11 protein-coding genes and 1 pseudogene are annotated in these 12,793 nt (G+C 73.9%); 8 read left to right on the forward strand and 4 right to left on the reverse strand.

Annotated features, from left to right (window positions below):
* Positions 1–69 precede the first annotated feature (69 nt).
* Complete coding sequence (locus tag Aau02nite_RS03645) at positions 70–633, forward strand: hypothetical protein (RefSeq protein WP_212986863.1); 564 nt, start codon at positions 70–72, stop codon at positions 631–633.
* Positions 634–1,127: 494 nt separating this feature from the next.
* Here Aau02nite_RS03645 and Aau02nite_RS03655 read toward each other — a convergent pair whose 3' ends face one another.
* On the reverse strand, positions 1,128–1,892 hold the full coding sequence (locus Aau02nite_RS03655; RefSeq protein ID WP_212986864.1) for an SIR2 family NAD-dependent protein deacylase: 765 nt from the start codon (positions 1,890–1,892) through the stop codon (positions 1,128–1,130).
* 107 nt (positions 1,893–1,999) lie between these two features.
* Here Aau02nite_RS03655 and Aau02nite_RS03660 point away from each other — a divergent pair, with 107 nt between their 5' ends.
* The 4 genes and pseudogenes from Aau02nite_RS03660 to Aau02nite_RS03670 all read left to right on the forward strand — a co-directional run bounded on the left by Aau02nite_RS03660 (position 2,000) and on the right by Aau02nite_RS03670 (position 4,722).
* Entirely contained in the window at positions 2,000–3,571 is a 1,572-nt protein-coding gene (locus Aau02nite_RS03660) for a glycosyltransferase family 39 protein (RefSeq protein WP_212986865.1), read from the forward strand.
* Between the two features lie 127 nt (positions 3,572–3,698).
* Positions 3,699–3,947 (forward strand): annotated as a pseudogene (locus tag Aau02nite_RS47800) (STAS domain-containing protein); the annotation flags it as partial.
* A 115-nt stretch (positions 3,948–4,062) separates the two neighbouring features.
* Positions 4,063–4,431 (forward strand): hypothetical protein, encoded by a 369-nt coding sequence (locus Aau02nite_RS46165; protein WP_246594866.1) that lies wholly within the window; start codon positions 4,063–4,065, stop codon positions 4,429–4,431.
* Positions 4,432–4,458: 27 nt separating this feature from the next.
* Positions 4,459–4,722: a hypothetical protein gene (locus Aau02nite_RS03670; RefSeq protein ID WP_212986867.1), complete on the forward strand. Its 264-nt coding sequence runs from the start codon at positions 4,459–4,461 to the stop codon at positions 4,720–4,722.
* Between the two features lie 137 nt (positions 4,723–4,859).
* Here the strand turns inward: Aau02nite_RS03670 and bdeA are convergent, their stop codons facing one another.
* Positions 4,860–5,792 (reverse strand): bis(hydroxyethyl) terephthalate hydrolase, encoded by a 933-nt coding sequence (gene bdeA / locus Aau02nite_RS03675; protein ID WP_438841095.1) that lies wholly within the window; start codon positions 5,790–5,792, stop codon positions 4,860–4,862.
* A 393-nt stretch (positions 5,793–6,185) separates the two neighbouring features.
* Here bdeA and Aau02nite_RS03680 point away from each other — a divergent pair, with 393 nt between their 5' ends.
* Genes Aau02nite_RS03680 through Aau02nite_RS03690 form a run of 3 tightly spaced genes read left to right on the forward strand, consistent with a single transcriptional unit; the run spans position 6,186 to position 9,684 of the window.
* Entirely contained in the window at positions 6,186–6,764 is a 579-nt protein-coding gene (locus tag Aau02nite_RS03680) for a QsdR family transcriptional regulator (RefSeq protein ID WP_212986869.1), read from the forward strand.
* Between the two features lie 48 nt (positions 6,765–6,812).
* Complete coding sequence (locus Aau02nite_RS03685) at positions 6,813–8,609, forward strand: thiamine pyrophosphate-requiring protein (protein WP_212986870.1); 1,797 nt, start codon at positions 6,813–6,815, stop codon at positions 8,607–8,609.
* Between the two features lie 58 nt (positions 8,610–8,667).
* Positions 8,668–9,684, forward strand: coding sequence for a chemotaxis protein CheB (locus tag Aau02nite_RS03690; RefSeq protein WP_212986871.1), 1,017 nt, complete (start codon positions 8,668–8,670; stop codon positions 9,682–9,684).
* Between the two features lie 9 nt (positions 9,685–9,693).
* Here Aau02nite_RS03690 and Aau02nite_RS03695 read toward each other — a convergent pair whose 3' ends face one another.
* Both Aau02nite_RS03695 and Aau02nite_RS03700 read right to left on the reverse strand, forming a co-directional pair.
* Complete coding sequence (locus Aau02nite_RS03695) at positions 9,694–11,295, reverse strand: glycosyltransferase family 2 protein (protein ID WP_212986872.1); 1,602 nt, start codon at positions 11,293–11,295, stop codon at positions 9,694–9,696.
* Positions 11,292–12,647, reverse strand: coding sequence for a glycosyltransferase (locus Aau02nite_RS03700; RefSeq protein ID WP_246594867.1), 1,356 nt, complete (start codon positions 12,645–12,647; stop codon positions 11,292–11,294). Before Aau02nite_RS03700 ends, Aau02nite_RS03695 begins: the two co-directional genes overlap by 4 nt.
* Positions 12,648–12,793: the final 146 nt, after the last annotated feature.

Below are 12,793 nucleotides of genomic sequence, written 5' to 3' on the forward strand. Positions count from 1 at the left end.
GTATCTGCTCGGGTCCGGCCGCGCTCCGGTGAAGGGGTGCGGCCGGCACCCGCGGCGGGAGGGACGTCCATGGCACGCGCGGGGCTGCTCAGCTGGGTCGTCAGTCTCGGGGCGACCGTGGCATCGATGTACGCGCTGGACGCGTTCGCCGCCGTCGTCGGCGCGGCCGCGGTGGCCTCGGACCTGCTCACCCCGGTCGGTACGCCGGGACTGGTGGCTCTGCTGCTGCTCAGTTACGCCGCCTGGGGCGGGGGCCTGCACGCCAACGTCCGGGCCAACTGGGCGCTGCTGACCACGACGGGCACGAGCACCAACATCCTGTCCAAGGCGGCGTACGAGCTGGCCCGGCGACGGCGGGCCGGCGTGCGCGCGCACCGGGTGGCCGCCGCGACCGGGTACGTCGGCACCGAGCTGGCCAAGGAGGTGCCGTACTACCTCGGTGCCTTCGGCGCCGCGGTGCTCACGGACTCGATCACCTCGCACGAGGCCCTGGTCTTCCTGACCGGTGCCAACCTCGGCGCCGCCCTCTATGAGTATCTGCTGGCCCGGGCCACCGGAGCCTTCGTACGCCGGCGCAGACCGGGCCAGCTCACCGTGGCCGCGGTGCACGCGGGCCGGGGCCGAGATGGGTGAGGAGCGGCAACGGCCGGCGCTGGTCGGGGAGGCGTTGAAGGTTCCGCTCGTCGACGGGGGCGAGCGGCGCTACGTGAACCTCGACCACGCGGCCAGCGCCCCCCTGCCGGTCACCGTGCGGGAGGCAGTCGACGCGCTGCCGCCGTGGTACTCCAGCGTGCGCCGGGTACAAGTCGCAGCTGACCACGGCGGCGTACGAGGACGCCCGGAAAGCGGTCCGGGACCACCGACGCGGCCAACCTGCTCGCCGCCGCGCTGCCGCCGGGCACGGAGGTGATCGGGTTCGCCGCCGAGCACCACGCGAACCTGCTGCCGTGGCGGCGCCGCGACCTCACCCTGCGGCGGACTGCGACCGGCTGGCGGGCGCCGTGACGACCATCGCGACGCAGGGACCACGCTGGGCGTACACCTGCACGCCGGACGGCACGGACTGCCGTCCCACTCCGGATGCCCGGCGGTTCGAGCTGCCGTACGACCACGGGAGCCGCCGCGGATCAGCCCAGCGCGTCGAGGAGCCGGGGCAGCAGCTGCGCGGCCGGGCCGCGCAGGTTGACCTCGGCGACCGGGTCCAGGGGAGTCGGCACCGGATTGACCTGCACGACGGCGGCCCCGGCACGGACCGCGAGGTGCGGGATCTCCGCGGCCGGATACACCAGCCCCGACGTGCCGACGGTCAGCATCAGGTCGCACGCGGCCGCCGCGTCAGCCGCGTGGCGCAGGGACGCCTCCGGCAGCGCCTCGCCGAACCACACCACCCCGGGCCGGACCGGGCCCGCGCACGCGGTGCACCGGGGCGGGTCCAGCCGCCGGCCGTCCACGGGCTCATCGGCCGGGCCCGCCGGCAGCGGCGCCGGGTGGCCGCAGTCGAAGCACCGTGGCGCGAACAGGCTGCCGTGCAGGTGCACCGGTGCCGCGGAACCGGCCCGCTCGTGCAGGTCGTCGACGTTCTGGGTGATCACCACGGTGCCCGGCCGGAGCGCCTCGACGGCGGCCACCGCGACGTGGGCCGGGTTCGGCCGGGCCCGGCCCACGGCGCTGCGCCGCCACTCGTACCAGCCCCAGACCAGGGCCGGGTCGGCGCGGAAGGCCTCCGGGGTGGCCAGCGACTGCGCGTCGAAACGCTGCCACAGGCCGGTGAGGGCGTCGCGGAAGGTCGGGATGCCGCTCTCGGCCGAGACCCCGGCCCCGGTGAAGATCACCACGCGCCGGGCTCCGGCCAGCAGGGCCGCCGCATCCCGTACGGCTGACGATTGATCCATTCGCACAGTATGCAATCGCGGTTCTGCCGGTGGTCGCCACGCGGTTTGCTTGCCGGATCGCGGGGGATCCCGCCGGCTCGTCGTCGCCGAGGCTCGGGGGAGCAACCATGCGCGGTGCAGCCACCGTTGCGCCGGCAACCGTGTCGGTGGCCGACCCGCCACCTCCCGACGAGCCGCCGCCCGGGCGCGTAGCGGGTCCGCCGTGGCGCGACCGGCTGGTCCGGCTGGCGCCCAGCCTGGTCCCGGGCACGCTGATGGCCGTCGTCGCGCTGGCCGGGGCCGACCGGCCGGTGCTCAGCTGGGACGAAGTGACCACTGCGGACGTCGCGCGGCGGTCGCCGGCCGAGATCTGGCAGCTCGTGCAGAACATCGACGCCGTCTTCGGGCCCTACTACTTCCTCATGCACGGCTGGACCCGGCTCGCCGGTACGTCCGAACTGGACCTGCGGCTGCCCTCGATCGTGGCCATGGCGGCGGCGGTCGCCGCGGCGGGGCAGCTGGGCCGCCGCCTGTTCGACCCGGTGGTGGGCACGGTGACCGGCCTGCTGCTCTGCGCGCTGCCGAACACGTCCCGGTACGCGGCCGAGGCCCGCCCGTACGCCTTCGCCTGCCTGATGTCCGTGCTGGCGCTGCTCGCCCTGGTCGGTGCGCTCGAACGCGGCCGGCCGGTGCGGTGGGCCGGGTACGGGCTGTCCGTCGTGCTGCTGGGGCTCGGCCACCTCGTCGCGCTCGCCACCTTGGCCGCGCACGCCGCGATGGTGCTGATCCACGCGCGCCGGGAGCGGTCCTGGCGGGTGGTCGCCGTCTGGGGCGCGACGCTGGCGGCCGCGCTGGTGGTACTGGCACCGGTGGCTCTGCTCGGCGTCCGGCAGCGGCACACCCAGCTGGCCTGGGTGGATCCCCTGACGGTGGGCGCCCTCGGCGCGGCGCCGGGGCAGATCGTCGGTTCCGTGCTGACGGCCTGGCTGCTGATCGGTCTCGCGCTGGTCGCGTACTGGCGTCCGGTCTCGGCGGTGGTGCCCGTCGCCCTGCTGGCAGTGGCGCCGGTGGTCGTCGTCGCCACGGTGTCGCTGCTCGTCTCTCCCATGTGGGTGGCCCGCTACCTGCTGGTGGTGCTCGTGCCGCTGGCCATGCTGGCCGCGGTGACCGTGGTGGGACGGGTGCGGGCCGACAACGTCGCCGGGGCCGGGGCCCCGTGGCGTGCCCGGGGACCGGCTTTTCTGCGCCTGATCGTCGTCCTCGCCGTCGTGGCCGCCTCGGCGTATCCGGGTCAGCGTGCGGTGCGCGGGCCCACCGCGAAGAACGGGCCGGACTACCGCGGCATCGCGGCCATCATCCAGCAGCACCAGCAGCCCGGCGACGGCATGGTGTTCGAGATCCGGTCCCGCGCCATGCGCGCGGGCATGGAGTACTACCTGCGCCGGCACCCGGCCTATCCGCGGGACCTGCTGCAACGCCGTACGGCCGCGGACGCCGGCCGGCTCATGGCCGAGGAACACACGGACGCCGCGGCCCGGGTGACCGGCGTGCCGCGGGTGTGGCTGCTGGTCAGCGGCCCCCGCCGGGATCCGGCCACCGGCTATCCGGCCCTGCGGCCGCTGCTGCGCAAGGACTACGAACGCGTGGGCATCTGGCAGGTGAGCCGCGGGACGGTGGGCCTGTACCGCTATCGCGGCTGAACCAGTTAGAACCCGCCGGCCGGGGGTAGCCCTGACCGGCGCGCGTCCCGGCGTTCCGGCTGCGGCGTGACCATGCGGCGGAAAGGGGCCCGGCGTGCTGGACATCGAGGCCGACGGCTCGGGAACCGTGGACGTCCTGGTCCGCGGCGAACTGGAGATGCAGCATGCACCCCGGCTCCGGGAGTCCATCATGGCCCTGCTCGACCGCGGCGACGTCACCGGCGTCAACATCGACCTGGCCGCCGTGACCCTGCTCGACGCGACCGGCGCAGGTGCGATCATCGTCGTGCACCGCATCGCCACCCACCGGCGGGTGGCCCTGCGCATCACCGGCGTGAGCGCCGTCGTCGTGCAGATCCTCACGTTGGTCGGTGCCGGTGCCCTGCTGCCGGCCGGCCCGGAGGGGCGCCCGGGCTCGATGCGGTCACCACCAGGTGTCGCTCGCCCGCAACGGGGTACTGCGGCGCGATGCGAGAGGGCGGAGAATGACGATGTCGCGGCGTACCGGGGAGCGGCGGGTAAGGGCCACGGCGGTGGCCCGGGCCGGCTGGGCGGGAGTTCTGCTGGTCGTACCGGAAGTGGTGTTGCGGGCCGGTGGCCCGGCGCCGGTCCCGGCGGCTGCCGTCGCGGTGGCCCGGGTGCTCGCTGCCCGGCACCTGCTCCAGGCGACCGCGAGCGCCCTGGCACCGACCGGCTCGGTCGTGCGTCTCGGCGCCGCCGTCGACACGCTGCACACCGGCACCTGCGTCGCGCTGGCCGCGGTGTCGCCCCGGTGGCGCCGTGCCGCGCTGCTGGACATGGTGGTCGAGGCGGCCTTCGCGGCGGCGGGATGGAGCACCGGCACCCCGCGGCGTGGATGATGCGCCGGGAAAGGGGTACGCGATGCCATGTCCATCACCCCGCAGCCGCCCGGACGCCGCGGCACCATCGGTAAGCCCTACAGCGCGCTGAACCTGCGGCTGGTGCTGGCCCTGTTCGGCCTGATCACCTCGGCGATCTTCGCCGTCCTGCTGCTGCGCGCGGACCTCGTTCTCCTCGGCTGCCTCTTCGTCCTGCTGGCTGTCATCGCGGCCGTCGACGTGGTCGTCGTCGAGCTGCGCCGGCGCGCCCGCCGCCGCGCCGAGGGCGGTGGCCGGTCGCTGTTCGAATGATCACCCGTCTGGTCGTCAGGTGCCCGTGGCGCCGTCGTGTCAGCCGATCAGCAGGAGGACGACGAGCAGACCCGGAGCGGTACCGCCGGCCAGGCCGCGGCGGCGGGGACCCCTGGGCCCCCGCCGCCGGCCGTGGTTCAGGAGTGCGGGCAGGTGTCGCGGTACTCGGAGATGGCGGTGCTGACCCGCGGCGCCGGGCACAGGAACTGGTCGTAGCGCAGGTCGTCGTCGATGAAGCGCTTCAGCCAGGCGATGCTGTACTTGGCGATCGTGGTGTTCGAGCTGTTCGGCGCGAAGTGGCTCGCGTTGTTGAGCTCCAGGTACGCCTTGTTCAGCGAGGCCGGCAGGCTGGTGTAGAACGGCTGCGAGTGCGAGGTCACCGAGGCCACGCTGTCGTTCTCGGCGCCGATGATCATGGTCGGCACGGTGACGCCGGACCAGTTCTTGGTCAGGTTCCACGGGGTGAGCGGGATCGCGGCCTGCAGCGCCGGCCGGTCGTCGGCCGCCTCCAGCGTGCCGCCGCCGCCCATGGAGTGACCCATGACGCCCAGCCGGGCGGTGTCGATCCGGGTCCGGACGGTGCTGCGCTGGGTCAGGTAGTCCAGCGCGGCGAGCAGCTGCCGGCCGCGGCTGGCCGGTTGGTCCGAGCGGGTGAGCGTGTCGATGTTGAAGACCACGAAGCCCTGCGAGGCGATCCGCGGCGCGAGCCAGGCCATGCTGGACCGGCTCGCGGTGTAGCCGGGTGCGATCGCCACCGCGCCGAAGGTGCCGGCGGACGTGCTGGTGGGGTAGTAGATGTCCCCGCCGCCGAAGCCGCTCACGCTGAACGACGAGACGGTGGTCTGGGAGACCGCGAAGGAGCCGCGGGTCGCCTCGATGCTCGCGGTGGTGGGTGCCGGGCCGCGCTCGAACGGGTTCGTCGCGGCGTCCGCGCTGGGCACCAGCGCGATGCTGCCGGCGGTCAGCGCGGCGGCGAGGGCCGCGCCGGCGACGGTACGGCCCCGGAACAGCCGGTTACGGCCGGCCGCCGGGGTCCTGCGGTGACCCCGTACGGCCGTACCGGGCGTCACGTCAGCTTCTGGCGTCACAAAAGCCTCCAGATCGGTGGTGACGATGCCTGTTCCCGCCGCGGGAGAATCACCGGGCCCCGGGAACAATGCGCATCGAATGGTGTGCCCGGACATTAGCCAGCCGTGTTCGGGTGGCACCAGTTCTGTGACGATCGTGAGACGGCCGTCGCACGATCACGGCGGTGAGCAGGGCGAACCTCGGAAAAACCACGAACCGGAAAGGCGGTCGGGGCGGTCATCAAACCGCGAAAAAGGGACCGGGAGAATTCGGTCCGGACGGGTAATACGCGGCCACCGGAATGCCACCGGCGCCGGTACGACGAGCGGATGCAAGGCCCGGCCGGGGTGCCGCAGGATGGACACATGCCGCCACTGGGCCGGGGAAGGAGCACGGTGACCCCTCGCCGGGTGATCAGCCACGAGGCCGCCGTGGCGGGCGCCGTCCGGTACTTCCTGCGCCACGGCACGGTCGACCTGGACGAGCTGGCCACCGGGCTAGCGGTCAGCCGGGCCACGTTGTACCGGGTGGTGCACAGCCGCGAGCAGCTGCTCGGGTACGTCCTGTGGACCCTGTGCGAGCTGCGCCTGAACGCTGCGCGCGCGGCCCGGACCCGCGACGGCGTCGACGGCGTCCTGGAGGTGACCCGGCACTTCGCCGCCGGGCTGCCCCAGGCGCACGCCCTGATCACCTTCGTCACCACCGAGACCGAGCTCGCCGACCGGGTCATGTACTCCACCGCCGGGGTCGTGCATCCGCGGGTGGTCGCCGCGCAGCGCGAGATCTTCCTGGAAGCGGGCTGCGGCCCGCCGGCCGGCCCGGACGTGGACCTCGACCGGCTGGCCTACCTCTACACCCGGATGGCCGAGGCCGCCCTCTACGCCGGCCTGCTGTACGAGCGGTCCGACCTCGGCGCGCCGGAGAAGGCATTGCGCGCCCTGCTCACCGAGGTGTGGCCGGATCCGCCCGATTGAGCCTGGCGCGCCGGGGTAGACGGGACGTGCCACCGGGAGGAGAGCGTCATGGCTGAGCGTACGGTTGCGGATCTGCTCGTGGAGCGCCTCGGTGACTGGGGCGTGGACCGCGTCTTCGGCTACTCCGGCGACGGCATAGACGGCGTCATGGGTGCGCTGCGCCGCGCCGGGAAACCGGCGTTCGTGCAGGCCCGGCACGAGGAGGCGGCCGCCTTCATGGCCGTCGGGCATGCCAAGTACACCGGCGGCCCCGGCGTCTGCCTGTCCACCCAGGGCCCCGGCGCCGTGCACCTGCTCAACGGTCTCTACGACGCCAAGCTCGACTCCAAGCCGGTGGTCGCGATCGTCGGGCAGCAGGCCTCGACCGTGCTGGGCAGCGCGTACCAGCAGGAGATCGACCTGGTCCGGCTCTTCGGCGACGTGTGCGCCCAGTTCGTCCAGGCCGCGCACACCCCCGAGCAGGTGCCGATGCTCATCGACCGGGCCTTCCGGACCGCGCTGGCCACCCGCAGCCCCACCTGCGTGATCCTGCCGCACGACGTGCAGTCGGCGCCCGCCCCCGACCCGTCCGCGCACGAGCACGGCGTCATGGTGACCAGTCCGGGACTGCGTCCGGCCCGGGTGGTGCCGCGTGCGGAGGACCTGCGGGCGGCGGCCGAGGTGCTGCGGGCCGGGGAGCGGGTCGCGATCATGGTGGGCCAGGGCGCGTACGGCGCGGCCGCGGAGATCGTCGAGCTGGCCGACCGGCTCGGCGCGGGCGTCACGGCATCGCTGCTGGGCAAGCCGGTGCTGGACGAGGGCCTGCCGTTCCACACCGGGGTGATGGGCCACCTCGGCACGACGGCGAGTGAGCAGCTGATGCGTAACTGCGACACCCTGCTGCTGATCGGCACCAACGACCCGTGGACCGAGTTCTACCCCGCGCCCGGGCAGGCCCGGGCGGTGCAGATCGACATCGACGGCCGGCAGCTCGGCATGCGGTATCCGATCGAGGTGCCGCTGCTCGGCGACGCCGCCGAGGCGGTACGCGGGCTGCTCGCCGAGGTGCAGCCACGCGACAACCACGCCTGGCGGGACCAGGTCGAAGGCTGGGTACGCCGCTGGCACGAGATCGCCGCCACCCGCGCCGCCGCCCCGGCCGAGCCGATGAACCCGCAGTTCGTGGTCCGTTCCCTGGCCGACCGCCTGCCCGCGGACGCGCAGGTCGCGGTGGACGTCGGCTCGGTCGTCTACTGGTACGCCCGGCACCTGCGCCTGCCCAGCGGCGTCCCGGCCCACCTGTCGAGCACGCTCGCCTCGATGGGGTGCGGGCTGCCGTACGGGATCGCGGCCAAGCTCGCCGCCCCCGGCCGCCCGGTGATCACCCTGACCGGGGACGGCGCCATGCAGATGACCGGCCTGGCCGAGCTGGTCACCGTGGCCGCCCGCTGGCGCGACTGGGCCGACCCGCGGTTCGTGGTCTGCGTCCTGAACAACCGGGACCTCGCCGAGGTGAGCTGGGAACAGCGCGAGATGGAGGGCGAGCCGCGGTTCGCCACCTCCCAGCAGCTGCCCGAGGTGCCGTACGCGGGCTACGCCGAGCTGCTCGGCCTGCGTGGGCTGCGGGTCACGTCGCCCGACGACCTCCGCGCGGCCTGGGACACCGCGCTGGCGGCCGACCGCCCGGTGGTCATCGACGCCGTCGTGGATCCCGCCGTCCCCCTGCTCCCGCCCGGGCGGCCGTTCGACAAGGTCAAGGCCATGTACGCGGGCCTGGCCGCGGAGGGCGGGGAGACGGCCCGCCGGGCCGAGGCGCACCTGCGCCGGGAACGCGCGGACGAGGGCTACGACGACCCGGCGGGCTGACCACGACGTTTCGGACCGCCGGGTACGGGCATTTGGGCGCTGCGGCGGGGCGAAGGGAATGAGCGTGCGCAGAGACATCGTGGTCGTGGGTGCCTCGGCCGGTGGACTGAAGGCCCTGCGGCAGCTGGTGGCGTACCTGCCGGCCGACCTGCCCGCGGCCGTGCTCGTCTCCACCCACCTGGCGCCGACCGTGCCCAGCAAGGTCGCCGCCGTGCTGAGCAAGGCCGGTCCGTTGCCGGCGGTGGAGGCCACCGAAGGCATGCCGATCGTCCCCGGGCGCATCTACACGGCCGCGCCCGACCGGCACCTGATCGTCGACGATCACGACCTGCTGCGGCTGCGCCGGGGCCCCCGGGAGAACCGCGTCCGCCCCGCCGTCGATGCGCTCTTCCGCTCAGCGGCTCGCTGGTGCGGACCGCGGGTGATCGGCGTGGTGCTTTCCGGCAGCCTCGACGACGGCGCCGCCGGACTGGCCGCCATCGCGGAGTGCGGCGGCACGGCGCTCGTGCAGGATCCCGGGGACGCCCTGTTCGACGGCATGCCCCGGGCGGCGCTGCGCGCCGTACCGGATGCCACGGTCCGGCCGGCCGCGCAGCTGGCCCGGACGATCATCGAGGAGGCCGGCCGTCCGGTGCGGCCCACGGCTGACGGGCCCGCCGAGGCCCTCATCTGGGAGACGGACATGGTGCGCGAGTCGCTGTCGAAGGTGCCGCAGGCCGGCGCGCCGGTGGGACTGGGCTGCCCGGAGTGCGCGGGCGGTATGAATGCGGTGACCAGCGGCAACTCGGTGCACTACGTCTGCCATACCGGGCACTCGTACTCGCCGGAGTCGTTCCTCGCCGCCAGCAACGACGGCATCGAGGCGGCATTGTGGACAGCTCTGAGCGCCATGGAGGAGAAAGCCATGGTGCTCGGGCAGCTGGCCGGGCAGGCGGCGCGGGCCGGTGACGAGCTCACCCGCCGCCGCCACGAGGCCTCGGCGGCCGAGGTCGCCCAGGCCGCGGGGGCGCTGCGCCGGCACGTCATCGGTGGCGTGCCGGCGGACCGGGCGGAGGGCGGAACCCCGGTGCGGTGATCCGAGCGGTCAGCCCCGCTTGCGCAGGATCCGGCGGATGTGGGCGCCGACCCGCTGCGGAGTCAACGGCACCACCGAGACCATGAGCCGGCCGGAGCCCTCCACCGTGCAGGTCAGCGCGGAGAAACGGGCGCCGCGCCGCAGGACCAGCGGCCGGGGGCGGCGCAACCCGGGGGCGCGCAGTGCCATCGCCCCCGCCGCGCCGGTGGCGCTCACCGCACCCGGGGCCCGGGTGACGTCGAAGGCCCCGGTCTGCGCCGAGATGATCCGGCGGCGACCGGTCGAGGTGGTGGCGGCGACCAGCTCCGCCGCCGGGAAGGTGATCCGGACGGTGGTGCCCGTGTCGTCACCGGCGACCACGTTCACCTCGGCCGGCACTTCCTCGGCGCTCACGGAGATCCGGTCGGCGCCGAGGGCGGACAGGTCCGGGACCGGCGAGTGCGCGGTGAGGACCAGCACCCGGCGGCCGCGTTCGTCGGTCTCCCAGTCGAGCCCGGTCGCATCGAGGCGGGCCGCCCAGTCGGGATGCGCCGTCAGCTCGAAGCACGAGTCCGGCAGCCGCCGCCGCGGGTCCCGGAAGCCGGGGTAGCGCGCGTACCACCGGCCGTCCTCGACCAGGGTGCCCGGCGCGCCGCGCCGCGCGTCCTGGCGGATGACGGCCAGCAGGTCGTCGAGCTCACCGTCGCGGGTCAGGGCCATCCGGATCCGGGTCTCGGCGCCCAGCCCGGCCGCGATGTCGTCGTTGAGGTGGTCGGCGACCAGCCGGCCCACGCCCTCGTGGATCCGGGCCTGCACGTCGCGGTCCAGCCGCAGGAAGTCGTCCTCGAGCAGCCGGGCCACCTCGTGGTCGAACCGGCGCAGCAGCACGGCGTCACGCTGCCGGCCCGGCTCGATCAGCTTGGCCACGAACGCCACGATCGCCTCGACGGTCCGCAACCGCTCCAGGTGCCGGCTGAGATAGGTGATGTTCGTGGCGCTGAACCGCCGGACGGCGAAGTAGTAGTCGTAGTCGGCCAGCACCGAGATCCGCCGGGCCCGGTAACAGGCCTCCAGGGTGAACGGCAGGTCGCTGCCGATCCGCATGTCCTCCGGATAACGGATGGCGTGCCGCTCGAGCAACTCCCGCCGGAACAGCTTGGTGTTGGCCAGCGACCGCGGCAGCGGCGAGTCGAACAGGTCCAGGTCGGGTTCGTCGCGGGCGAAGATGTCCTGGTAGATGTGCCGGCTGTTGACACCGACCACCTTGCCCAGCACCACGTCCGAGCCGTACGTGTCGGCCGCGGCGACCAGCCGGCGCAGCGCGTCCCGGCCGAGGTGGTCGTCCGAGCCGACGAAGAAGACGTAGCGGCCGGTGGCGGCCTCAAGGGCGCGGTTGCACGGTCCGGCCGGGCCGCCGGAGTTGGCCTGGTGGATGACGGTGAACACGTCCGGATACCGCTGCGCGAAGCGGTCCAGCTCGGCGCCGCTGCGATCGGTCGAGCCGTCGTCGACGGCGACGATCTGCATCCGGTCCGCCCCGATGGTCTGCTCCACCAGCGAGGTCAGGCACTCGGTGAGGTACGGCATGGTGTTGTAGACCGGCACCACGATGCTGACATCGGGCACGTTCATCGCGGGGTGGTCTCCTTCGTCGGGCGGCCGGCCAGCAGGCGGTGGTAGAGCGCGTCGAGCAGCTGGGCCTGCGACTCCCAGGTCCAGGACGGCAGCGGACTGTCCGGTCCCTCGTAGACAGCCCGGTAGCGGCCCGGGTCGGCCAGCACGGCGCGGACAGCCCGCACCAGATCGTCCGCGTCCCGGGCCCGGAAGACCTCGCCCTGGCCGGTGGCGCGGACGGTCGCGGCCATCGTGCGTACGTCGCTGACCACAATGGGCAGCCGCGCGTGCGAGTACTCGAAGAACTTCGTGATCAGGGCGATCTCGTGGTTGGGCCAGTGGTGCAGCGGGATGAGCCCGGCGTCGGCCGACGCCAGCAGGGCCGGCACCTGCCAGTGCGGCACGTAGGGCACGGGGTGGACCCGGTCGGCGACCCCGAGCCGGGCCGCGGTGGTGAGCAGCTCGCGCAGGTACGGCGTACCCGCGTCCCCGACCACCAGCGCGAGGTGCACACCCGCCAGCCGGGGCAGCGCCGCCACGACGGTGTCCAGGCCCCGCTGGGCCGTCGCCGACCCGCTGTAGACCAGCAGCGGCGTCGCGTCGTCCAGGCCGCACAGCCGGCGCAGATCGGGTGCGGCGCTGCTGTCCGGCGGAGGTGTGGTGACCGCCGGGGCGTTGAGCACCACGGCCGGCAGCTCGGCCAGGTGGTGCTCGCGCTGCAACAACTCGGCCAGCGCGGGGGAGACCGTCACCACCGCGTCGGCGTACGGCACGTACTCCCGCTCGTAGGCCAGATGGGCGGGCAGCCACCGCGCGTTGTCGCGTCTCGGGCGGGCGCCGGGCAGGAACTCGTGCGCGTCCCAGACCAGCTTGACCGTACGGCCGTCCGCCCGGGCCCGGGCCACCGCCCGCGCCCCCACGCCCAGCATGCGGAAGTCGTGCGCGTGGATGAGATCCGGCGCCAGCTCGTCGATGACCGCCCCGAAGGCCCGCTCGTAGTTCCACAGGCCCGGTTCCAGCCGGCGCCAGGCGCGGTCGCCCTCGACGGCCCGCCAGAACCACACCTGCGCGTACTCCACGGGTCGCCGGGCCCACCGTGCCGCTCGCAGCAGCGGTCCACCGCGGGCCAGCAGGCGGGCGCGCAGGCCGCCCGTCCCGGCCGCGGGCCCGCCCATCGGCAGCAGACGCACGTCCGCGTGGCCGAGCCGCCGGTGCTCCACCTCCCCGCTGGGTGAACAGCCCAGCAGGACGACGTCCCATCCCGCCCCGGCCGCCGACAGGGCGGTCTTCTGCACCCGGGAGTCACCCTCGACGCCGTTGTCGACCAGCATCACGACACGCCGGCCGGCGCCGGGCCCGTCGATCGTCATGTACAGCCTTCCCCCGGCCCGCCAATTGTTGTCACGCGAATGCCGGCGAGTGTATAGGCCCGGCCGGAAAAGGCAATGGGCGACCGGAATTCAATTCCTGTTGCGGCATGGGCCACCTATTCGTCAGCCGCCGTTAACCGGCGTAC

Origin of the sequence: Actinoplanes auranticolor (assembly GCF_018332655.1) — a bacterium.
Taxonomy (GTDB): domain Bacteria; phylum Actinomycetota; class Actinomycetes; order Mycobacteriales; family Micromonosporaceae; genus Actinoplanes; species Actinoplanes auranticolor.

What these genes read in the sequence shown, in the direction of transcription:
- Aau02nite_RS03645 (WP_212986863.1), top strand. Translation starts at nt 70, where the DNA reads ATGGCACGCGCGGGGCTGCTCAGCTGGGTCGTCAGTCTCGGGGCGACC.
- Aau02nite_RS03655 (WP_212986864.1), bottom strand. Translation starts at nt 1,892, where the DNA reads ATGGATCAATCGTCAGCCGTACGGGATGCGGCGGCCCTGCTGGCCGGA.
- Aau02nite_RS03660 (WP_212986865.1), top strand. Translation starts at nt 2,000, where the DNA reads ATGCGCGGTGCAGCCACCGTTGCGCCGGCAACCGTGTCGGTGGCCGAC.
- Aau02nite_RS46165 (WP_246594866.1), top strand. Translation starts at nt 4,063, where the DNA reads ATGTCGCGGCGTACCGGGGAGCGGCGGGTAAGGGCCACGGCGGTGGCC.
- Aau02nite_RS03670 (WP_212986867.1), top strand. Translation starts at nt 4,459, where the DNA reads ATGTCCATCACCCCGCAGCCGCCCGGACGCCGCGGCACCATCGGTAAG.
- Aau02nite_RS03685 (WP_212986870.1), top strand. Translation starts at nt 6,813, where the DNA reads ATGGCTGAGCGTACGGTTGCGGATCTGCTCGTGGAGCGCCTCGGTGAC.
- Aau02nite_RS03690 (WP_212986871.1), top strand. Translation starts at nt 8,668, where the DNA reads ATGAGCGTGCGCAGAGACATCGTGGTCGTGGGTGCCTCGGCCGGTGGA.
- Aau02nite_RS03695 (WP_212986872.1), bottom strand. Translation starts at nt 11,295, where the DNA reads ATGAACGTGCCCGATGTCAGCATCGTGGTGCCGGTCTACAACACCATG.
- Aau02nite_RS03700 (WP_246594867.1), bottom strand. Translation starts at nt 12,647, where the DNA reads ATGACGATCGACGGGCCCGGCGCCGGCCGGCGTGTCGTGATGCTGGTC.